The organism is Marinobacter sp., from assembly GCF_014859525.1.
GTDB lineage: Bacteria > Pseudomonadota > Gammaproteobacteria > Pseudomonadales > Oleiphilaceae > Marinobacter.
Genome location: NZ_JACUUB010000038.1, coordinates 1 through 20942 on the forward strand (window position 1 = coordinate 1; position 20942 = coordinate 20942).

20 protein-coding genes are annotated in these 20942 nt (G+C 58.4%); 7 read left to right on the forward strand and 13 right to left on the reverse strand.

Annotated features, from left to right (window positions below; genetic code table 11):
• Nucleotides 1-219: 219 nt before the first annotated feature.
• Nucleotides 220-885, forward strand: a complete 666-nt coding sequence (locus tag IBX51_RS09345; protein WP_291830910.1) for a nitroreductase — start codon at nt 220-222, stop codon at nt 883-885.
• A 19-nt stretch (nt 886-904) separates the two neighbouring features.
• Here IBX51_RS09345 and nirD read toward each other — a convergent pair whose 3' ends face one another.
• Both nirD and nirB read right to left on the reverse strand, forming a co-directional pair.
• The gene (gene nirD / locus IBX51_RS09350; protein ID WP_291830912.1) at nt 905-1273 is read right to left on the reverse strand and encodes a nitrite reductase small subunit NirD; all 369 of its coding nucleotides are present in this window, start codon (nt 1271-1273) and stop codon (nt 905-907) included.
• A 170-nt stretch (nt 1274-1443) separates the two neighbouring features.
• Nucleotides 1444-3951, reverse strand: a complete 2508-nt coding sequence (nirB, locus tag IBX51_RS09355; protein WP_291830913.1) for a nitrite reductase large subunit NirB — start codon at nt 3949-3951, stop codon at nt 1444-1446.
• A 344-nt stretch (nt 3952-4295) separates the two neighbouring features.
• Between nirB and IBX51_RS09360 the strand changes: the two genes are divergently transcribed.
• Nucleotides 4296-5597 (forward strand): nitrate regulatory protein, encoded by a 1302-nt coding sequence (locus IBX51_RS09360; protein WP_291830914.1) that lies wholly within the window; start codon nt 4296-4298, stop codon nt 5595-5597.
• Here the strand turns inward: IBX51_RS09360 and IBX51_RS09365 are convergent.
• The 9 genes from IBX51_RS09365 to IBX51_RS09405 form a co-directional block, all read right to left on the reverse strand.
• Nucleotides 5594-6250: a hypothetical protein gene (locus tag IBX51_RS09365; protein ID WP_291830915.1), complete on the reverse strand. Its 657-nt coding sequence runs from the start codon at nt 6248-6250 to the stop codon at nt 5594-5596. The genes IBX51_RS09360 and IBX51_RS09365 overlap by 4 nt on opposite strands.
• Before the next feature lie 174 nt (nt 6251-6424).
• Complete coding sequence (locus IBX51_RS09370) at nt 6425-6943, reverse strand: Hcp family type VI secretion system effector (protein ID WP_106669910.1); 519 nt, start codon at nt 6941-6943, stop codon at nt 6425-6427.
• Between the two features lie 204 nt (nt 6944-7147).
• Entirely contained in the window at nt 7148-8878 is a 1731-nt protein-coding gene (locus IBX51_RS09375; protein WP_291830917.1) for a bifunctional protein-serine/threonine kinase/phosphatase, read from the reverse strand.
• Between the two features lie 90 nt (nt 8879-8968).
• Nucleotides 8969-9799, reverse strand: a complete 831-nt coding sequence (locus IBX51_RS09380) for a formate/nitrite transporter family protein (RefSeq protein ID WP_291830918.1) — start codon at nt 9797-9799, stop codon at nt 8969-8971.
• A gap of 300 nt (nt 9800-10099) precedes the next feature.
• A complete protein-coding gene (locus IBX51_RS09385; RefSeq protein ID WP_291830919.1) occupies nt 10100-10792 on the reverse strand; it encodes a TonB family protein in 693 nt (230 codons plus the stop codon).
• Nucleotides 10789-11199: a biopolymer transporter ExbD gene (locus IBX51_RS09390; RefSeq protein WP_291830921.1), complete on the reverse strand. Its 411-nt coding sequence runs from the start codon at nt 11197-11199 to the stop codon at nt 10789-10791. Before IBX51_RS09390 ends, IBX51_RS09385 begins: the two co-directional genes overlap by 4 nt.
• The gene (locus IBX51_RS09395) at nt 11196-11591 is read right to left on the reverse strand and encodes a biopolymer transporter ExbD (protein ID WP_291830922.1); all 396 of its coding nucleotides are present in this window, start codon (nt 11589-11591) and stop codon (nt 11196-11198) included. The genes IBX51_RS09390 and IBX51_RS09395 overlap by 4 nt, the downstream gene beginning before the upstream one ends.
• Nucleotides 11578-12297: a MotA/TolQ/ExbB proton channel family protein gene (locus tag IBX51_RS09400; protein ID WP_291830923.1), complete on the reverse strand. Its 720-nt coding sequence runs from the start codon at nt 12295-12297 to the stop codon at nt 11578-11580. The genes IBX51_RS09395 and IBX51_RS09400 overlap by 14 nt, the downstream gene beginning before the upstream one ends.
• 362 nt (nt 12298-12659) lie before the next feature.
• Complete coding sequence (locus IBX51_RS09405; RefSeq protein WP_291830924.1) at nt 12660-13427, reverse strand: sulfite exporter TauE/SafE family protein; 768 nt, start codon at nt 13425-13427, stop codon at nt 12660-12662.
• 96 nt (nt 13428-13523) lie between these two features.
• On the opposite strand from IBX51_RS09405, the gene IBX51_RS09410 reads away from it, so the two are divergent.
• Nucleotides 13524-15011: an amidase gene (locus IBX51_RS09410; protein WP_291830926.1), complete on the forward strand. Its 1488-nt coding sequence runs from the start codon at nt 13524-13526 to the stop codon at nt 15009-15011.
• A 141-nt stretch (nt 15012-15152) separates the two neighbouring features.
• The gene (locus IBX51_RS09415; protein ID WP_291830927.1) at nt 15153-15761 is read left to right on the forward strand and encodes a hypothetical protein; all 609 of its coding nucleotides are present in this window, start codon (nt 15153-15155) and stop codon (nt 15759-15761) included.
• Between the two features lie 27 nt (nt 15762-15788).
• On the opposite strand, the gene IBX51_RS09420 is transcribed toward IBX51_RS09415, so the two are convergent.
• Nucleotides 15789-17210, reverse strand: coding sequence for an HDOD domain-containing protein (locus IBX51_RS09420; protein WP_291830928.1), 1422 nt, complete (start codon nt 17208-17210; stop codon nt 15789-15791).
• 221 nt (nt 17211-17431) lie between these two features.
• Here IBX51_RS09420 and IBX51_RS09425 point away from each other — a divergent pair, with 221 nt between their 5' ends.
• From IBX51_RS09425 to IBX51_RS09435, 3 genes are all read left to right on the forward strand, one after another.
• The gene (locus IBX51_RS09425) at nt 17432-18439 is read left to right on the forward strand and encodes a methionine ABC transporter ATP-binding protein (RefSeq protein ID WP_291830930.1); all 1008 of its coding nucleotides are present in this window, start codon (nt 17432-17434) and stop codon (nt 18437-18439) included.
• On the forward strand, nt 18439-19116 hold the full coding sequence (locus tag IBX51_RS09430) for a methionine ABC transporter permease (RefSeq protein ID WP_291830932.1): 678 nt from the start codon (nt 18439-18441) through the stop codon (nt 19114-19116). The genes IBX51_RS09425 and IBX51_RS09430 overlap by 1 nt, the downstream gene beginning before the upstream one ends.
• 179 nt (nt 19117-19295) lie before the next feature.
• Nucleotides 19296-20078 (forward strand): MetQ/NlpA family ABC transporter substrate-binding protein, encoded by a 783-nt coding sequence (locus tag IBX51_RS09435; RefSeq protein ID WP_291830933.1) that lies wholly within the window; start codon nt 19296-19298, stop codon nt 20076-20078.
• A gap of 85 nt (nt 20079-20163) precedes the next feature.
• Here the strand turns inward: IBX51_RS09435 and IBX51_RS09440 are convergent, their stop codons facing one another.
• A complete protein-coding gene (locus IBX51_RS09440; protein ID WP_291830935.1) occupies nt 20164-20817 on the reverse strand; it encodes a peroxiredoxin in 654 nt (217 codons plus the stop codon).
• Nucleotides 20818-20942 lie beyond the last annotated feature (125 nt).

The window sequence follows — 20942 nt, forward strand, 5'->3', positions numbered from 1 at the left end:
AAGGGTAATCCAAAACCGGAACAAAGCAGACAACAGACGCTCCTGCACATACTGGGTTGGGCTGATAACTCCAGTATAGAGCGTGTAATAGTTGTGCACATGCTTTGTTTTCAACACTATCAAAGTGAGTTAGTGTTGCCCCAACAACCCGATGAACAGGGCATTGTCGCCCCAACAGTTCAGCCTGCTTCTGACCGGGCGATTGGACGGAGTAAACCGATGGATATCCAGCAAGCCGTAACCTCCCGTCGTTCCGTGCGGGACTTCCTTGAGACCCCGGTGCAGGAAAACATTCTCAGGAGGGTGCTCGAAACCGCCACCCGCGCCCCCTCCGGCGGCAACCTGCAACCCTGGCACCTGCACGTGGTTACCGGCGATGCCCTGGCCCGTCTAAAAACTCTGATGCGGGAGAAGGTCAGCAAGGGCTTCAACGAAGTGCCGGAATACGAAATCTACCCACCCAAACTGCAGTCACCCTACCGCGACCGCCGCTTCGAGATTGGCGAACTCATGTACCGCCAGCTCAACATCCCCCGGGAAGACAAAGTCGCCCGCTTCGCGTGGTTCAAACGCAACTTCGAATTCTTCGGCGCCCCCGTGGGCCTGTTCTGCACGGTCGACGACAACATGGGCCCGCCCCAGTGGTCCGACCTGGGCATGATCCTGCAAACCATCATGCTATTGCTGCGCGCCGAAGGCCTCGACAGCTGCGCCCAGGAATCCTGGTCGGTGTACCCGAACACCATCAGCGAATTCCTGGGCCTCCCCGAACACCGCAAAGTCTTCACCGGCATGGCCATCGGCTACGCCAGCCCCGACAGCCCGGTGAACCAGATCACCAGCCCAAGGGCACCGCTGGAAGAAAACGTCGAATTCATCAGCTGACGTAAGCGTCTCTCAGATCTCAGGCGGCCACCGACGCCGCCTGAGCCACCGGCACCTCCAGACGGATCTGATCCCCGTCCAGCAACACCGGGTATGCCTTCACACGGGCACTGTCATCCTCCAGGCAGACACCGGTGCGAAGACTAAAATGCTGCTTATACAACGGCGACGCCAGCACCGGCTCCCCGTTGATATCGCCGGTAATGCCGCGGGCCAGCACGTTGGTGCCGGTAAATGGATCGGTATGGCTGATGGCAAACAACGCCGGCAGCCGGTGTGGCAGATAAAACACCGCCACCGGCCCGTCCTCCGTCCAAACCGCAATGCCGGAGTCAGCCACCAGATCGTCCACCGTACAAACCGCTTCCCAACAAGTCCGAGCTTTCATAAACAGTCTCCCAAGTCTCAATCTAAGTCAGTTGCCTATCCCACTCATGTTTGTGAGCGTGGGGGTTGGATTCATTTTCTGGCAGGAAAAAAGATGTCTGAGCGAAGCGAGTTGTTTTTTCCAGAAGAAAATGAATCCGGCCCCCGCGCTCCGCCCCCAGAACCATAAGGTTACGCAGACTCCAAAACAGGCCGACGCTGCCCTCGCTCCGAAGTCCACTGCTGCACCGGGTCGGACTGCAACGGCGCATTCACAAACTCCCGGAACCGCTTGCGCTTCTCAGGATCCTCAACAGCCGTCTTCCACTCACACTGATAGGTGCCAACCAGATCCGCCATGTGCTGCTCCAGCTCCTCGCCAATGCCGAGGCTGTCCTCCAGCACCACTTGCTTCAGATACTCCAGACCGCCCTCCAGATTCTCCATCCAGACACTGGTCCGCTGCAGCCGGTCCGCCGTGCGCACATAGAACATCACCACCCGGTCGATGGTTCGTATCAGCTCCTCATCCGACAGATCGGTGGCGAACAGATCCGCATGCCGGGGCCGCATTCCACCGTTACCACAGACATACAGGTTCCAGCCCTTCTCGGTGGCAATCACCCCGAAGTCCTTGCTCTGGGCCTCCGCACACTCACGGGTACAGCCAGAGACCGCCATCTTCACCTTGTGAGGTGCCCGCAGGCCCTTGTAGCGATCCTCAAGGGTGATCGCCATGCCCACGCTGTCCTGCACGCCGTAGCGACACCAGGTGCTGCCCACGCAGGATTTCACCGTGCGCAGGGACTTGCCGTAGGCGTGACCGGTCTCAAACCCGGCGGCGATGAGTTTTTCCCAGATTTCGGGAAGCTGGCTTAGAGTGGCGCCAAACAGATCGACCCGTTGGCCACCGGTGATCTTGGTGTACAGGTCATATTTCTTGGCCACTTCGCCCAGCACGATCAGCTTGTCCGGCGTGATCTCGCCGCCGGGAATTCGCGGCACAATCGAGTAAGTGCCGTTCTTCTGCATGTTGGCCATGAAGGTGTCGTTGGTGTCTTGCAGGGGCACATGATCCGTGGCCAGGATGTGCTCGTTCCAGCAGGTGGCCAAGATCGAGCCGACGGTGGGCTTACAGATGTCGCAGCCGTCGCCCTGGCCATGTTGTTCGAGCAGGCTCCGGAAGGTGCGAATACCGTTCACTTTCACCAGGTGGAAAAGCTCCTGGCGGGTGTAAGGGAAGTGTTCACAAAGATCGGTGCACACCTCCACGCCACGCTTTTCCAGCTCACTGTCCACCACTTTTTTGAGCAGTGCGGTACAGCCGCCGCAGCCAGTGCTGGCTTTGGTTTCGGCTTTTACGCCACCGAGATCGGAACAGCCGGCATCAATCGCGCAGCAGATATCGCCCTTGGTGACGTTGTGGCAGGAACAAATAGACGCAGTATCTGGCAGGGCATCGGCGCCCAGGGCCGGGGCGCCGCCTTCACTCTCCGGCAGAATCAGCGTCTCCGGGTTCTTCGGCAACTCAATGCCATTCAGGGCGTATTGCAGCAGGGTGTCGTAGTGGCTGTTGTCGCCGACCAGAATGGCCCCCAGCAGGGTTTTGCCGTCCTGGCTCACCACCATGCGCCGGTAATGGCCGGCCTGCTCATCGTGGAATCGGATGTTGCGGGCGCCCGGAGTCTGGGCGTGGGCATCGCCAATGGAGCCCACATCCACCCCCAGCAATTTCAGTTTGGTGCTCATGTCGGCCCCAGTGAACGCTGCACCGGCGACGTTGTTCAGCGCCGCCGACAGCGTGCGGGCCATGGTGTAACCGGGCGCCACCAGGCCGAACACAAAGTTGCTCCAGAGCGCACACTCGCCAATGGCGTGGATGTGCGGATCGGATGTGGTGCACTGGTTGTTGATTACAATCCCGCCGCGTTCGCCCACTTCAAGTCCGCAGGCCCGAGCCAGGGCATCCTGGGGGCGGATGCCGGCGGAGAATACAATCAGGTCGGTTTCCAGATGACTCTCATCCGCGAAGTTCATTCGCAGCCGGGCACCGCTGCCCGGCACGATGGCGGTGGTGGCTTTCTCGGTGAGCACCTGTACGCCCAGGTCTTCAATTTTCTCGCGTAACAGGGCGCCGCCCTGATCGTCCAGCTGAACCGGCATCAGGCGCGGAGCAAACTCCACCACGTGGGCCTGTAAACCCAGACTTTTCAGGGCATTCGCCGCTTCCAGGCCCAGCAGGCCGCCGCCAACTACCACGCCGGTTTTCGCCGTCTGGGCGCTGGCCTGAATGGCGTCCAGGTCCTCGAGAGTGCGGTAGACAAAGCAGTCGTCCTGATCGTTGCCTTCTATCGGCGGCACAAACGGGTAGGAGCCAGTGGCCAGCACCAGTTGATCGTAGGCGTACTCGCCTTTTGGCGTTGTCACCACGCGGGTGTCGCGATCGATGGCTTTGACTGGCTCGTTCAGGCGCAGCTCTATGCCTTGTTCGGCGTACCAGTTCGCGGTGCCCATGGCGAGATCTGCGTGACTGGAGCCGCTGAAATACTCGGACAGATGCACCCGGTCGTAGGCCAACTGCTTTTCTTCACCGAAGACAATAATCCGGAAGGTCTCGGCAGCTGCGGTCTGGGTGAACTGCTCCAGGAAGTGATGGCCTACCATGCCGTTGCCGATCACGATCAGGGTTTGTTTACTCATGGGTGCTGCCTCTCTCCAACAAAAAAAGCCGGAGCATCATGCTCCCCGTGGAGAACAGATGGTCCGGCGCCAATGCCAACAACAATGATCTGATGGTCCGGCCTGATTCCATGGCCGGGACAGTCGTCCTTGATGAAAGCTTAGCGATCTCCGTGCCAACTTTTTAAATATATAATATTCAATAAGTTAGTGATTTTTGTGGTTTGGTCGACCCGGTAACAGGTGAGAAAGATGCCCCGGGATGGGGCGAAATGCACGATGTTGAGGCTTTTGGTTCTGGCCTGCTAATTGCTGTATATCGGTTAGAACGGAACACGCTGTGTGCTGACACAAGGAGCCGCACCATGAAGACCCAACACCATCCCCTCGTCACCGCGACAGCGACTGCCGCAGATTTCTTGATCGCCTCCCGGCAGTGCGAGATCCGTAATCTGGAATATTTTCTGCAGATGGGCCGGCTGGTTCAGAGCGTAGGTAATCTGGTACACGGACTGCAGCGGGAGCGGGGTGCCACCAACCTGTTTCTGGGTTCCGGGTGTCAGCGTTTCGCCGGAGAGCGGGCCCTGGTACTGAAACAGAACGATCAACTGGCTTCTACTTTTCGGCAGGCGCTGGCGGACATCCAGCATGACCTGACTGACCACCCGGTCAGCAGTTCGTTGCTTGGGCACATTGCCAGTGCCCTGCATTGTCTGGATCAGCTGCCAGGCCTGCGGCGCCGGGTAGCTGACCGGTCTGCCAACGTGAAAGAGGCCACCGACTGGTTTTGCGACACCATCCACCAGTTGATTACGGTGGTATTCGAGGCCGCCGAAACCGTCGCTGAACCCTCTATCGCGGGCTTGCTGGTGGCTATGGTGCATGTAATGAATGGCAAGGAGTATTGTGGCCAGGAGCGGGCCGCAGGCTCGGCCGGGTTCTCCAGTGGCCAGTTCGATAACGCACTGTCACGGCGCATAATGCACCTTGTTGAGGCGCAGGAGCGGTGTTTTGAGGTGTTTGTAAACTTCGCTCACGAAGAAAGTCTAGGGCTCTGGCGAACTCTTTGCGCCCACCCACGGGAGCTGGACATTGAACGCATGCGGCAGAAGGCGATGTCCGTCGGGCGCTACAAATCGCTGGATGAGGGGTTGGCCGACCAATGGTTCAACCTGATGACTGAGCGTATGGATGATCTCAAAAGAATTGAAGATGCCATCGAAAACGCATTCCACCATCGCTGTGTGGAACGCTACACCGAAGCCCGCCAATCCCTGGCCCACCAGGAAAGCCTGCTGGTCTCTCTGGAACAACGGAGTGCCCCGGCAACTCCGTTGTTGGTGGTCTGCGATAATGGCGTGGACGCGCGCGCGGTGGGTGCCTTGGCCGGCGATGGCGTTGGGCAACAGGCGGGTCGATCCATTTTCGACCTGGTTCAGGAGCAAACCCGCCGACTACGCCAAATGTCCGAAGAGCTGCAGAGCGCAAAGGATGCGCTGGAAGACCGCCGTACCCAGGAAAAAGCCGTGTTGATGCTGATGGAGCACCGCAACATCAGCAACGACGAAGCCCACCGGTTACTGAGGAAACTGGCGATGGATCAGGGTAAGCGCTTGCCAGAAATGGCCCGGGCGTTGATGTCCATGTCAGCAGTGATTGGCCATTAAGTCGCGGGGCTTAATAGCTGCAGAGGCACGCGATAGCGCAACAGACGGGATTGGTGGTTGACCAGAACGGTGCAGGTTTTGCGATTTACCCGGATGACTTCACCTTTTTTCTTGCTGCGTCCGTCACCGAAACGCACGGCATCGCCAACCTGCCACTGCTGCCGGGCCTGCACCGGGTTTGGCAGCTCAAAGGCGGAGCCCGGGAGTTCGATGCCGGCCACCGCAGCCTGCTCGCTCAGATGCTGCCGGGTAGCATGGGCCGCTCCGCTGGTATGCAGTTCATCCAGTGCTTCGTAGAAATGCCTGTTGTGCACAGAACCGTAATGCCGTTGCCCGGCGCTATGCTGCAGCAAATGGGCAAACTCATGGCAGCAGGTGTGGGCCAGCAGGTTCAATACACTCACCTCTCCTCCAAAATAGCCCCGACTCCGGATTTCCCTCGTCGATAACCAGCCCTGGGCGGTTTCCGGCTGATGCTTGGCGGCAATCATCCTGGCCCCGTAGTTAATCAGATGCTGTTTACGCGTCGGATCATAACGGTGATAGGTGGCCTGACCGGAACCTACGCGCAGCACCAATCCTGCACACTGGTTCTGTTCTCGAATCCAGTTTTTGGCCTGTTCCCAGAGGATGTCGCGAGTGGCCTGACACATGAGGGTGCCTATTCTGGGTGTGTGCTCAGAGTGTGGGGGCGTCACAGGAGTCATCGATCCGGTTTAGTCCATGAAGAAGTGAAGGAACAAACCGCATTCTCCGATACTCTGCCGCTAAAAACAAAAACGGCCGGCCCGAAGGCCAGCCGTTTTGAGTGATCGAGCCTGAAAAAATCAGGCCTCGATTGGAGTGCGCCAGTCGTCTGCACCGGAAGTACCGGCAACGGCATGCTCCCAGGTTACCTTGCGGTAAGACAGGGAAACGGTCACCAGCTGAGTGAAGTCAGCGCTGGCTGCGTCCTGGCAGTGGGGCATGTTGCAGTTGATGTCGATGATGGTGGCATCTTCCAGGATGGTTGAGAAGAAGTGCTCCTGCTTGCCTTCAACGGAAGTGCGGTACCATTTGAGCTCTACCTTCGGCAGCATTTCGCCGGAAGCCAGGGCGTTGTACATCAGCGGAGTGGCTTTGTTCAGGGCTGAGGTGAACTTGAACGGCTTGTGCACGCGCTGACCGGAAGGCTGACCAGACTGGGGATCAGTCGGAACGGTGACAACGTGGCTGAATTCCTGAACCAGCACTTCATCTTCATGACCTTCAACGTAGATGTTGCCTACGGAATCGGAAGTGAATGCGCCGGCGGTGATGTTGCCCTGAGTTTTACCTTCAATGCTGATATAACAAGGAGTTGGCATAGTCTGCTCCATGACGTGTGAGTGAATGTTCGTCCCCGGGGTGTTCCCTGGACGGGTAACTCTTTATCAAGGTGCGTGCCAATCCTTAAAAAACTATTAAAAACAATGGGATGATGGTTTTCTGTGTATTCCGTAGGGCCGGGTAAGCAAACCCTTGCTTAACGATCGGGCGAGCTTTTGCTGACCGGGCAATTAATTGCCCGGTCAGGGCCGGTGAGCGAAAGACAGCATCAGGGCCAGCAGCAAGAGTGCCGACAGTCCCTGCCAGAACCCCACCGGATGGCGCTCGATCAGCGGCGGCCTGTGCTGTTTTTGCCATTGCGGGTTGGGCTGGCGCAAATCAAACAGAAACTCGGACAGTGCCGGGTAGCGTTTGTGGGCTTCCGGCTGCAGCGCCCGTGCCAGCGCCTGGTCTATCCATTCCGGCAGGTTGTCCCGGTGCAGTCGGGCCGGGTGGTAGCTGAGCCCATGTAGCTGTTTTCGATTGCGGATGCCGGGTATGCGGGTGCCGTAGGGCAACTGTCCCGTCAGCATCTGGTAGGCAATCACGGCAAGAGAAAACTGATCCGCCTGCCAGCCTGTGGGCTCACCCAGAAAGCTCTCGGGGGCACTGTACAGGGCGGCGCCCCGGGGCCAGTGTGGTTCTTGATGATCATTCAATTCTTGCAGGCCGGCAATCCGGGTAGCGCCAAAGTCGATCAACACCACGGTGCCCTCGGTATTGATCAGGATGTTCTCGGGCTTCAGATCCTGGTGCACCATTTCCAGCCGGTGAAAGGCTCGCAGCCCCCGGGCAATCTGCTCGATCAGTTGCCGCACGGTCTCCAGAACCGGCCTCGGGTTGTCCACTAACCACTGTCGCAGGCTGGTTCCCTGCACGTATTCGGTCACCAGGTACAGACAACTGTGTTGGCGTTCGGGCGCAAAGGCCTGGACCACGTGGGGGCTGTTGATTCGTTGGGCAACCCACTGCTCGGTGGCAAAGAGTGAGAGTGCTCCGGGGTCCTGCTGCATTTCCACGCCGGGTACCTTCAGGGCAACCTGTTGACCGCTGAGCTCGTCTGCCGCGAGGTAGACATGGCTGCGACTGCTGGCATGAATGGACCGGATGATTCGATAGCCATCCAGTACCTCCCCCGATGCCAGTTCCGGGGCAAAGGGCAGTTGCTGTGCCTGCTGGGCGACCTCTTCGTTACTCCTGCTTGCAGCAACCGATTTAACCCGGACAATCTGCAGGGTCAGATTGTCATCACTACCGTTGGCCAGCGCTGTGGCCACCAGCTGCCGGGCGGCCGAGTCCAGATCGTCACCGGCTTCCCGGATGGCTCTGGCGATCTCTTTTGTGGGCAGGTACTCATACAGGCCGTCCGTTGCCAGTACAAAAATATCACCGGGCCAGACGGGAACGGTCAGGTGATCAATGTCGACTTGCTGGCTTAGTCCCATGGCCCGGTTCAGACAGCTTTCATTCTGAGAGAGCCACACCCGGTGATCGGTGGTCAGTTGTTCCAGTGAATGGCCCTGCACCCGGTAGATGCGAGCATCGCCCACGTGGAAGAGGTGGGCGGTGGCGGATTTCAGTACCAGTACGCTGAGCGTGCAAACATAGCCCCGGTCCTGGTCGTATCGGTACCGACTCTGGCGCGTTTGGGCGTGCAGCCAGGCGTTGCTGGCTCTCAACACTCGCTGGGCGGATTGTTTGACCGACCAGCTGTCCGGGGTCGAATAGTAATCACTCAGAAATCCCGCTACCGCCGATTCACTGGCAATCTGGCTGACATTGCTGGAGCTGATACCGTCGGCAATGGCTACCGCAATGCCTTTGGAGTGCAGCTGGTGATTGTCTGGAATCAACAGGCCATGGAAATCCTGGTTGACCGGCTTGCGACCCTTGTTTGAATACTGTCCGGTTGTCACGGTGAGTTGGGTGGTCATGGTTGGTGTGCCTCGAATAATCGCATAAAGCCCGGTGGATGCGGCCACCGGGCTTTATGCGTACAGCAATCGATCCGTTGATTTGGGCCGTTAACCTTCCTGGTAGGCGGTTGCCAGGGTGCGCTTGGGTGCGGTGCGCACATGAGTGGCGTAAAGGGTCAGGCCGGTAAACGACAGGCCACCAACCAGATTACCCAGTACCGTCGGGATTTCGTTCCAGACAAAGTAATCCAGAATTCCGAATTCGCCACCCATCAGCAGGGCAAACGGGAACAGGAACATGTTGACGATGGAATGCTCGAAGCCCATATAGAAAAACAGCATGATCGGCATCCACATGGCCAGTACCTTGCCGGGAACGGTGGTGGAAATCATGGCACCAACCACGCCCATAGACACCATCCAGTTGCACAGCACGCCCCGCAGAAAGATCGTGAACCATCCGGCCGCGCCATGCTCGGCATAGCCCAGAGTGCGCTCTTTGCCGATGTCGGCAATCCGGTCACCCACCGCACCCGGTTCAATATTGAAGCCGTAGGTGAACACAAAGGCCATGATCAGAGCGACAGTCAGGGCGCCGGCGAAATTACCAAGAAACACCCAGCCCCAGTTACGCAGAATACCCTGGGTATCCACCCCCGGGCGTTTATCAAGCAGCGCCAGTGGGGTCAGCATGAAAACGCCGGTGAGCAAATCAAAGCCCATCAGATACAGCATGCAAAAACCAACAGGGAATAGCATGGCCCCGACCAGCGGGCTGCCGGTTTGCACCGCGACTGTAATCGCAAACACTGCTGCCAACGACAGAATGGCACCGGCCATGAAGGCCCGGATCAGCACATCGCGGGTGGCCATGTAGATTTTCGATTCACCGGCGTCCACCATTTTGGTGACGAACTCCGAAGGCATGATGTAAGACATAGTGGTATCCCCTGGGCTTTTTCTGGCTGCCTTTTCAACAGGCGAAAAAAAACGGCGTCGCTCACAGGCCGCCATTCATTGGCAGGTGTGAGCAGACGCCGTCGTCTGAAACAAATTTTGTGTGTGGGCAGAAAGTACAATCTGCTGAGTCAGTGTCAGCAGGCATCGTGCCAGTCTGGAGAAATTGTCAGAAAACGCTTTCTAATCAGTCAGTAATATTTTCTTTAAAGGCTTGATTTGGTGGCGAGGGGTTGATGGGTTGCACCGGCTCAGTGCGGTTCGCGCCGCGATGGTGCGGAATCAGCGCAGGCTGAAACGTACCGGCAGGGCATAGGTGAAGTTCTGGCCGCGCATGTTATCGGGCACTTCGGGCAGCGGTGCGGCCTGAGCGAGCATTTGCAGGGCCGCATCATCAAGCAGTTGATGTCCGGAGCTATCCCGCAGTGTGTGGCTGATCAGTGAGCCGTCACGGGCAAATTCGAACACGACAACGGGTGTGCCTTCCTGGCCAAGCTGTCGAGCCCGACGAGGGTACGAATAGAAGCGGGCCAGGTGGCGGCTGAGCTTGCTAAGGTAGCTGTCGACATCAGAGGATTCCCCCGCCGTTTGCAGTGGTACGGTACTCTGGCTTTCCTGGGCGTCGGTTTCCTCACCGGTTGGTTCGCTGATGTTAGCGTCGGCTGCTTCAGCAACGGGTTGCTTCGGCTGCTCAACAGGGGTTGGCACCGGTTCTGGTTCTGGCACCGATTCTGGTTCTGGCTCCGGCTTTGGTTCATGGATCGGCTCTGGTTCTGGTTCTGGTGACACGTCCGGCTCCGGAGCTTTGCGTCCGGCCAGGTTGATCTTGATCGCCGGTGCGGAGTTGACCGCCTGGTCGCCAAGCGTTGCCAGTTCCATTGGTTTGTCTGGCGCGGCCAGAACCAGGGTGATGGCTGTGGTGCTGATCGCGATGGTCATGAACAACAGCTTGGCTCGCTTGCTTACCTGGCTCATGCCCCCGGCTCCGTCAGCAGCAGCACCTGAGCGTAGCCGCCCTGTTCCAGCAGCTGTAACAGGGTCTCCAGGTCGGTCATGGTGAGCGACTGGTCGGCGGCAATTTTCAGTGGCTGGTTGTCATCGGGCACCGGCAGTGCCTCCAGCAGCGACCCGCCGGTAAGAGCCTGGCCATCTACCAGCCATTGGCCGTCAGCCGGCACCATCAAGTCGGCGTCTGGTGATCGCGCTTGCTGCCGCGCGGTCGCTCCGGGCAGTTCCGGCAACGGCTCGTTGGTCAGCTGCCCAGCCACAATAAAAAACATCAGCAACAGAAAGACCAGGTTGATCAGGGGCAGAAGCGCGTCTTCAACACGCGCCAGCAGCCCCTTGCCGGAGGTGGACGGTGGTGGCACAAGTTGCGTCATGAGTCAGGTGTTGCGCTGCGTTTCCAGTGAGCAGTGACACCGGCGTTATCCAGTGCGCTCAGGGTGCGGGCGAAATCTGCCAGCGTGCTGTCGGGGGTCGTTGCCAGATTGGCTTCTCTGATGCCGGCAGCACTCAGGGCGGGCAGCAAATCGCTTAATGAATAGCGGGTATCCTGCCAGTTGATCAGGCCGTTCGCGCTGACCTGAAGTTCGGGTAAAGGATCACCGGTGACGCTGCTGCGGTCTTGAGTGTCGTTGCCAAGCTCCAGGTAATCCACCGGCAACAATCGTGTGGTCAGCATGAAAAACACCAGCAGGATAAACACCACGTCAATCAGTGGTGTAATCCGTATCGGAATGGGGCGGCTGGGCCTGGGTTCAACCAGTTGCATGGGCAAAACGCGGGTTGTCGCTAACACCGTAATCATCGGCGACCGGAGCGGGAGCCTTGTGCTGCGGCTCGATGGCCTCGGGGGCAACGACGGGCTCGCCAACAGGGATGACATTGAACACGCTGACCAGGGTGCTGTTGATGGTTTGATGAATCCTGCGCAGGCGGAACTCAATCCAGGCGGCCAGTGCTGCAAACGGAATGGCGACAATAAGCCCGGCGGCGGTTGTGGACAGTGCCTCGTAAATACCACCACTGAGCTGACTGGCGTTGGCCCGGCCCTCTGTGGCAGCCATGGTACTGAACGCTTCCATCATGCCCATAACGGTGCCAAGCAGGCCCAGCAGCGGGGCCAGGGCGGCAATCACTTCAATGATTTTCAGAGGTGCCTCAAAAGGCTCCAGTGATCGTTGGGCGTCGCGCACTGCCGTTTCACGAACGGAGGTGGTGTTGGGATTGGACTGGCAGGCCAACATGGTGTTAACCAGCAAGTGCATGAGCGGGTTGCCGCGCCCAAGCCGTCCGGCCTTGCGGTGCAGATCTCTCGGGCAGACGGCTGCCGGCGATTGCTGCCATTGGTCAATCATCAGCCGAAGTGGCCCGGTCAGTCGGGGTGCGTAAAGGGCGCCAAGCATGATCAGGTAAAGAAACGTCACCACCCCGATAAAGGCAATGGCCATCAGCACCCACATGACGGGGCCACCCATATCTGCCAACTGTGCTAGTGGGCCATGTTCTGAGAGAGCAGCCGGTAAGGCGCTGACGGAATTCATATAAATTGCCCAAAGATCAGTATTTAATCTAAATAATAACGATTATCAATAAGATTGCAAGCAGGAATCTGACGCTGCCAGTGTGGTTTGCTATGATTTAGGCCATGAAGCAACCCTCTATCTGTGCTGCGGGACGATAGCGAGCGACGCCGACAGGAGGAACGGTTGTCTTGGGAGGCCAAGCGCCTTGACCCTGTTGCTCAATCGCAGAGCATTCGCCGCATCTTTATTGAGAGCTCTGGCGGAGAAGCTCCGCAGCGATGTTCAGGCGTGAAGATTGAGCTTAACGGTCCGCTCTAGCTGATCCAGCCTGCAGACCCTGCCGCCTGCCACAGCAAGCGTAAGGCCAACAGTGTCAGCACCAGATTGAAGGCCAGACTGAACCAGCGGTTCGTCATGGACTTCAGCACGTGAAGGCCAAGCCAGGTGCCGGCAAAGCCACAGGCAATCATCGCCAGAATGAACAGCAGCCAGTCCGAGAACACAAAACCCGCGACGCCAAAGACGACCGCCTTGGGGGCGTGCTGCAGGGTCATGGCGGCGGCAAAGGTGGCCACGGTTTTGAACCGGTCCTGATGAATCTGCTTGATAAAGGCTGCCACAAGCGGACCGGTGGCGCCCACGAACAGGCTGATAAAGCTGGTCACGCCCGAGGCTACAAAAATACCGATAGGCCCGAACGACGCTTTCGGCAGTTTCGGCCCCCAACACAGATAAAGTACAAACACAGCAATGGACAACTGCCAGAGATGGGCGGGCAGATCCACCAGCAGCCAGGCTCCGAGGGCAGCGCCCGCAATAACGCCGGGGGTGAACGCGGCAATGACTTTCCAGTCGATGTGGTGCCTGGTCAGCGCAGCCCGACCGGTATTGGAACCGAGCTGAATCATGCCGTGGACCGGGATAATCGCCACCGGTGGCATCCAGGTGGCCATCAGGATCAGTAACAATACGCCGCCACCGGCACCGAGCACGGCGGTCAGCATTGAGGTCAATGCTGACGCCAGCAAAAGGAAGATGGCGACGGTGGGATTAATGGCCTCCGGAAACAGGGTCAGGTCCATGGAACTCACTTTGGGATTGGCGTAAGCTCCAGAGTTTCCGGTTTATGCCCCAAATGTCCAGTGGGGACGGGTAGAGAACAACAAGCAGGGTTGCCGATGAAACAGTCCGAATACCTGAGATACGACGCCACAGCGTTGGCCGATCTGATCCGTCGCGGCGATGTCAGCTCGCGGGAAGTCGTTGACGCAGCCATTGAGCGGGCGAACCAGACCAGCAGCATCCTCAATGCTATTTGCCATCCGCAGTTTTCCGAGGCTATGAGCCAGGTTGCCGCACCGGATGCGCCCTTCTCTGGCGTGCCCATGCTGCTGAAAGACCTGACCCAGGAGCAAGCCGGGCAGCCCTGCACCTTTGGCAGCCGTGCCCTGCGTAACAATATACCGGCTCGTGATTCGCAGTTCGTGCAGCGGGCACGGGAAGGTGGTCTGATTTTTCTGGGCCGCACCGCCACCCCGGAGTTTGGCCTGAAAGCGGTGACCGAATCGGCGTTGTGGGGCCCCAGCCGGAATCCCTGGAATACCGGTCTGACCCCGGGCGGCTCCAGTGGTGGCTCCGGTGCAGCGGTCGCGGCCGGTATTGTTCCCCTGGCCGGCGCCAATGATGGCGGTGGCTCTATCCGCATCCCGGCAGCTTACAACGGATTGTTCGGCCTGAAGCCGTCCCGTGGCAGGATTTCGGTAGGTCCCCAGGCGGGAGAAGCCTGGACGGGCGCCTCCACCGACCACGTGGTTACCCGCACCGTGCGTGACAGCGCTACCATGCTGGATGTGCTGGCGGGCCCGGCCAGTGGCGATCCGTTCCGCATTCACCGGCCGGAGGGGTCCTGGCTGGATCTGATGCAGCAGTCTCCGGGCAAGCTGAGGATTGGCGTTTTCACCTCTTCTCCCTACAACACCGAGGTTGCTCCGGAGTGTATTGCCGCGGTGGAAGAAACCGCGAGGGTGTTGGAACGCCTCGGTCATCATGTTGAGTATGCCCGGCCGGAGTTTGATGGCATGGCTCTGGCCCGGTGTTATCTGGCGCTGTATTTCGGTGAAGTGTCTGCCCTGATGGACATGGCCCGGGAGCAGTTCGGTGCAACCGATGACGATTTCGAGCTGGAAACCCGGTTGCTGGGCATGCTGGGGCGCAGCATGCCCTTGCCGGACTATGTGCGCCGTCGCCAGCAATGGAACGACTTCGCCCGTGCCCTGGGCGCATTCTTCGATCGATTTGACCTCTACCTGTGCCCGACAACGGGGCAGTTACCGGCAAGAATCGGTGAAATGGAGACCCCAGCCCATCTGAAGCTGGCGGCCAGGCTGATGCTGACCCTGAAGGCCGGCAAGCTGGTGCACAAGAGTGGTCAGGTGGACCAGATGGCGCTGGAAAGTCTGGCCCGCACACCGTTTACCCAGTTGGCCAACCTGACAGGAACGCCGGCCATGTCGGTGCCCATGCACTGGACCCGGGATGGCCTGCCCGTTGGTGTTCAGTTCGGAGCGGCTCATGGCGGCGAAGACCGCCTGTTGCAGTTGGCTGCCCAGCTTGAAGAAGTCAACCCCTGGTTCGCCAACTACGAGCGCCTGGAAGGCGCTTTCTGAGTTCTTTCAGGGTTTAGCGGCAGGGGTTGTGATCCGTGCCTGCAAACTCCACGTTTATCTTTGCAGGTGTAACAGGCTATGCTGTAAAAGCAGGGTCAGGTTACCTGACCACCCTGATGGCATCGAGGAGGCGAGCATCTTATGAACCAATCGATGGCAATCGACGATTTGGTATCCGTAGCACAGGCCGAAGCCATGGGGGAACTGGACGCCCCGATGATGGCGATAGTTCTGTCCAGTGAACAGAGCTACGACCTGCCCATCAACTCTCTGGAAACCGATGCCGACAAGGCTCGCTGGGGTCTGATTTTACGCGCAGCCCGCGAACACGTCGAAGCAGACGCCGTGGCAGTGTTGTACCCGGCCTGGACCACTATCCGCCGCAAACCGACAGACACGGATCAATCTCAACTTCAAGCTGAAGATGAAGACAGTGAACATGACGACAACGGCCCCATCGACACCTTGTTCGTGCAGTTGCACACCCGCGACAGAATCTATTGGCGGGGCTTTGAGCAAATCCGCGATCCCAAGCACCAGAGGATCATTGGTTTTCGCCGTATCAAGGCGCTGTCTACGGATTATGACCGGGACAGTGCGCCGTCTGTAGCGGCCTGGCTGAGCACCCTGTTTGAGCCGCTCCCCGATGAAGGCGAAGAAACCGACATTGATCGGGAACTCGCCGAATTACTGGAAGAGCCGGAAGTCAGCGCAGCGCTTTACCCGCGCCAGATGCGGGCGCTTCACTGAAATCCGAAAACACGGCCTGCCCCGATCTCAGCGAGAGGAGATCAGGGTCAGGCACAGTTGTGCATTCTGGATAAAGTGGGAAAAAGCGGCCAGCTGCTGCTCTGATGGCACATAACCCGCCGCAGCGTTATCGGCATAGAACAGGCCCACCAGTCGCCCCTTGGCGGTGAGCGATCCGACCAAGGCGGGCACCTTACCTAGCCAACGATCAAATGGCACGCCGTTGGCGTGGTTTCCCGGCTTGTATATGGCGCAAGTGCCGTGAGGTAAAAGCTCCCCCAGCGGCCCGGTGCCATCCTTGTGGATAATCAGTTGTTCCCGCCATTCTTCCGTGCCCCGGCCGCCTACCTTGCGGGGAATCAGCTCCTGGCCTGTCCGGTCACTCATCAGTAGCACCACTCGCTGCATCCCGATAGCCCGGTGAATCCCTTCGATCACCAACTGGCATACTTCGTTGATGTCTGGTTTCTCTGCCAATGTTTGGCTCAGGTCCCGAAGGATCTGCAACTGAAGGGCCGGGTCCATGGTCGGTGCTTCGGCACCATTTCCCGATGCGCTGTCCTGATTGCCGGGCAGCAGTGCTGTTACCTGGGGAATACCCAGAGACACGGCCACCTTGGTGGCTTCCTGAGCGTTGACCTTGAGTTGGTCGCGGATAGCGGCAGGGCTTTCGCCAACATCCCGGGACATCCGCTCCAGCACCTTGTCCATCTCCGGTCCGCTCCAGCCGTGCTCAGACACGGATGCCATTTCGACCGTATTGCGCACAAGGCTGCTGGCCATGGAGTTAGCCTTGCCTGAAGCGACCACTTCCCGGATAAAGGGCCCCAGAGACCAGGCTTCCACCAGGCCTCGGGTGATCTCGGTAAAGGTGGTGTGCAATACCGCCTTCTGGGCGTCCACCGGCGACTCATCCAGTCGCAGGCGCGCTTCCAGTTCCGTTGCCTGATCGGTCTCGCAGGACCAGAACGCCAGTTCGCCAATGTTCATCAGCAAGGCACCGATAAACACTTCTTCGAGCGCATGCTCAGTGCGTTTGGGCATCAGGCAACGGGCCTGAACGGCTGCATGAATGGCCCGTGCCAGGCAGCGCAACAGGTGCGGCCGGTCGTTGCGTTTGAGCAGGGTGTCGACAATCAGCGATGAAATCGCCATGGATTTGACGGAATCAAAGCCGATCAGGGTGATGGCCCGGCTGACCGTACTCACCTGGGTTCGTGTCTGGTTGTAGAACACGGTATTGGACAGCCGAAGCACCTGTGAGGTCAGCTGGGCGTCGTTCAAAATGACATTGGCCAGCTCGTTCACGGTGCTGTTACGGCTGTCGGTCAGTTCATTGATTTGCCGGAGCGTGTTGGCCAACACCGGCAATTCAACCTTGCTGAGATAGGAAACCCATGCCTGGGTGGAATTCATCCTTGAGGGCGTGATCTCGGACGATGTGGTCACAGGTACGGCGTGCCTCGGATGGATGGAGCTTTATTAATGTTCTTTTCAAATAGCAGTTTAGCCGAGGGTAGGCCGATGTGTCAGGTAGCTTTTTGTGTAAGGGCAACTACACACCACCGTGATTCGGGTTTGGTCAGCGAGTGCGCTATAATGGTCGGCTTTACGTTGCGCGCTCCAGGCACTCTTAAAACACTCTCAAGGCACTGACCAAGGCATTGACCGTGATTGTATTTGACCAGGTACAGAAGTCTTACCAGGTGGCGGGCCGGGCGATCCCCGCGCTGCATCCCACCAGTATGACCATTGAAACCGGCGAGGTGTTCGGTATCGTCGGCCACTCGGGGGCGGGCAAATCCACTCTCGTCCGTCTGATCAACTTGCTGGAGCCTGCCACCGGCGGTCGCATCCTCATTGATGACGAAGACATCACCCGCTACAGCGCAGCTGAGCTTCGTGCCTTCCGTCGTAAAGTCGGCATGATCTTCCAGCATTTTAACTTACTGTCCTCCAAGACCGTGGCCGACAACGTCGCGTTTCCGATGAAGCTGGCCGGGATCTATTCCAAAGCGGAGATCCGCGGTCGGGTTGAGGAGTTGCTGGCACGGGTTAGCCTGAGCGAACATGCCAACAAATACCCCTCGCAGTTGTCTGGTGGCCAGAAACAACGTGTCGGCATTGCCCGAGCCCTGGCCTGCCGCCCCACCATTCTGCTGTGCGACGAAGCCACCAGCGCGCTGGACCCGCAGACTACTCAGTCGGTGCTGAAATTGTTGGGCGATATCAACAAAGAACTGGGCTTGACCATTGTCTTGATTACCCACGAAATGGACGTGGTGCGCCGGGTGTGCGACCGAGTGGCGGTGATGGACGCCGGCCGCGTGGTGGAAATGGGCCCGGTGAGTGACGTGTTCCTGCACCCCCGGCACCCCACCACCCGGGATTTCGTATTTGAAAGCGAAAACATTGATCGCAACGATCTCCAGGAAGACCTGCAAAAAGCCGAAGGCCGCATCCTGCGCCTGACCTTCAAGGGCGAATCCACCTACAAACCCCTGCTGGGCAGCGTAGCAAGGGAATCCGGGGTGGATTTCAGCATCCTCTCCGGCCGGATTGATCACATCAAAGACACCCCCTATGGCCAGCTGACCCTGTCACTGGTAGGTGGTGATCTTGACGTCGCCATGCAGGCACTGGAAGCTGCCGACGTTCACGTGGAGGTAGTGCGCTGATGGACGCTTTAATGGAAACCCTCATGGGCAACGTCGACTGGCTGGAAATCGGCTGGGCCAGCTGGGACACTCTGGTGATGGTGGGCATGTCCCTGTTGTTCAGCGTACTGATCGGCCTGCCCATCGGCGTGTTGTTGTTCCTGTTCGGTAAACGCCAGCTCCTGGAACAACCGGTGGCCTACGCGGTGTTGTCGTTCGTGGTCAACGTACTGCGTTCCGTGCCCTTTATCATCCTGCTGATCGTGATGATACCGTTCACCGTTCTGCTGATCGGTACCTCATTGGGTGTGGCCGGTGCCATTCCGCCACTGGTGGCTGGCGGTGCCCCGTTCTTCGCCCGTCTGGTGGAAACCTCCCTGCGGGAAGTCGACCGCGGCATCATCGAAGCGACCCAGGCCATGGGCGCCAACGTGCGCCAGATCATTCTCGGCGCCTTGCTGCCGGAAGCGCTTCCGGGCATCATCGCCGGTATTACCGTAACCGCCATTACCCTGGTCTCTTACGCAGCTATGTCTGGCGTGATCGGCGGCGGCGGCCTGGGCGACCTGGCCATTCGCTTTGGTTACCAGCGGTTCCAGACCGACGTGATGGTGATCACGGTCGCCTTGCTGGTGATTTTCGTACAAGTTCTGCAGATGGTTGGTGATCGTCTGGTGCTTTATTTCAGTCGTAAGTAGTCGCAATCCGGAGCCGGCCGGTGAAGGGTAGAGGCTTCCGAAAAACGCCCGTGAATACGTCCCTGTAGGGCTCGGTCGCGCCATCCTTGGCGCTCCACGTTTTCGGAAGCCTCTACCCTCCACCGGCCCCGAGCTTCGGGAGTAAACGTCGGAATCTTTTTGAACAGGAGTATTTGTTAATGAACTTCAAGAAAACTCTGGTAGCCATAGCTGCCGTAGCAACTTTCTCCTCTGCTGCTGTCGCAGAGAAACTGTCCATAGCCGCGACTCCGGTCCCGCATGCTGAGTTGCTGGAGTTTGTGAAGCCGGCACTGGCCGAGCAAGGTGTTGAGCTGGATGTGAAAGTCTTCACCGACTATGTGCAGCCGAATATTCAGGTTGACCAGAAGCGTATGGACGCCAACTTCTTCCAGCATCAGCCATACCTCGACGAATTCAACGACGGCCGTGGCACCAACCTGGTGACTGTTGCCGGTATCCACGTTGAGCCCTTCGGCGCCTACTCCAGCAAGATCAGCTCCCTGGACGAGCTGAAAGACCGCGCCGTGGTGGCCATTCCGAACGATCCCACCAACGGCGGTCGTGCCCTGTTGCTGCTGCAGAACGCTGGCCTGATCACTCTGAACGACGAAAGCAAAATTACTGCGACACCTCGTGACATTGCCGATAATCCGAAGAACCTGCGTTTCCGTGAACTCGAAGCAGCCACATTGCCGCGCATCCTGAACCAGGTCGACATGGCTCTGATCAACACCAACTACGCGCTGGAAGCGGGCCTTAACCCGACGGAAGACGCCATGGTGATCGAAGGTGCAGAATCTCCTTACGTGAACATTCTGGTTGCTCGCCCGGACAACAAGGACAGCGAGGCGATGCAGAAACTGGCCAACGCGCTGAAATCCGATGCGGTGCGCGAGTTTATCAAAGAAAAGTATGAAGGTGCCGTGGTTCCGGCATTCTGAGGTCCGGTTAGCCATAACCAGAAAAGCCGGGCACTGTGAACTGCCCGGCTTTTCTGTGACTGCGGAAGTTACTGCAAGGCTTTAATCAGTCACCACTCCAGTTGGACTTGGGATCGGGTGTCATCCGTAAATAGGATTTCACTGCTTTGTAGCCCTTCGGGAACCGCTGTTTGATTTCTTCCTCATCCTGTAGCGACGGCACGATTACTACATCGCCACCACGCTCCCAGTTACCGGGCGTTGCCACCTTGTGCTCGTCGGTCAGTTGCAGGGAGTCGATCACCCGGAGCACTTCGTTGAAGTTGCGACCGGTGGATGCTGGATAGGTAATGATCAGGCGCACCTTCTTGTTCGGGTCGATGATAAACAGCGAACGCACGGTCAGGGTGCTGTCGGCATTCGGGTGGATCATGTCGTACAGCTTGGCAACCTTGCTGTCGTGATCCGCAATGATCGGGAAATTGACAGAGCAGCCCTGGGTTTCGTTGATATCCTTGATCCACTCCTTGTGGGAGTCGACCGGATCAACGCTCAAGGCAATGGCCTTTACACCCCGCTTGGCGAATTCGTCTTTCAGTTTGGCAGTCAGGCCCAGTTCGGTGGTGCACACGGGCGTAAAATCGGCCGGGTGCGAGAACAGAACCCCCCAGCTACTGCCCAGCCAGTCGTAGAAGCGGATGGTGCCTTCGCTGGAATCCTGTTCGAAGTCCGGTGCGGTATCCCCAAGACGCAGACTCATAATCCTTCTCCTTAACCAGTGTTGTTGGCAAACACGATGTTTGTTGAGTGTACACCTGTAACTGTGGCGCTGGATGCGCCGAATGCAAGGGTATGGGCATCGGTACGTTCAACCGTTTGCTCACA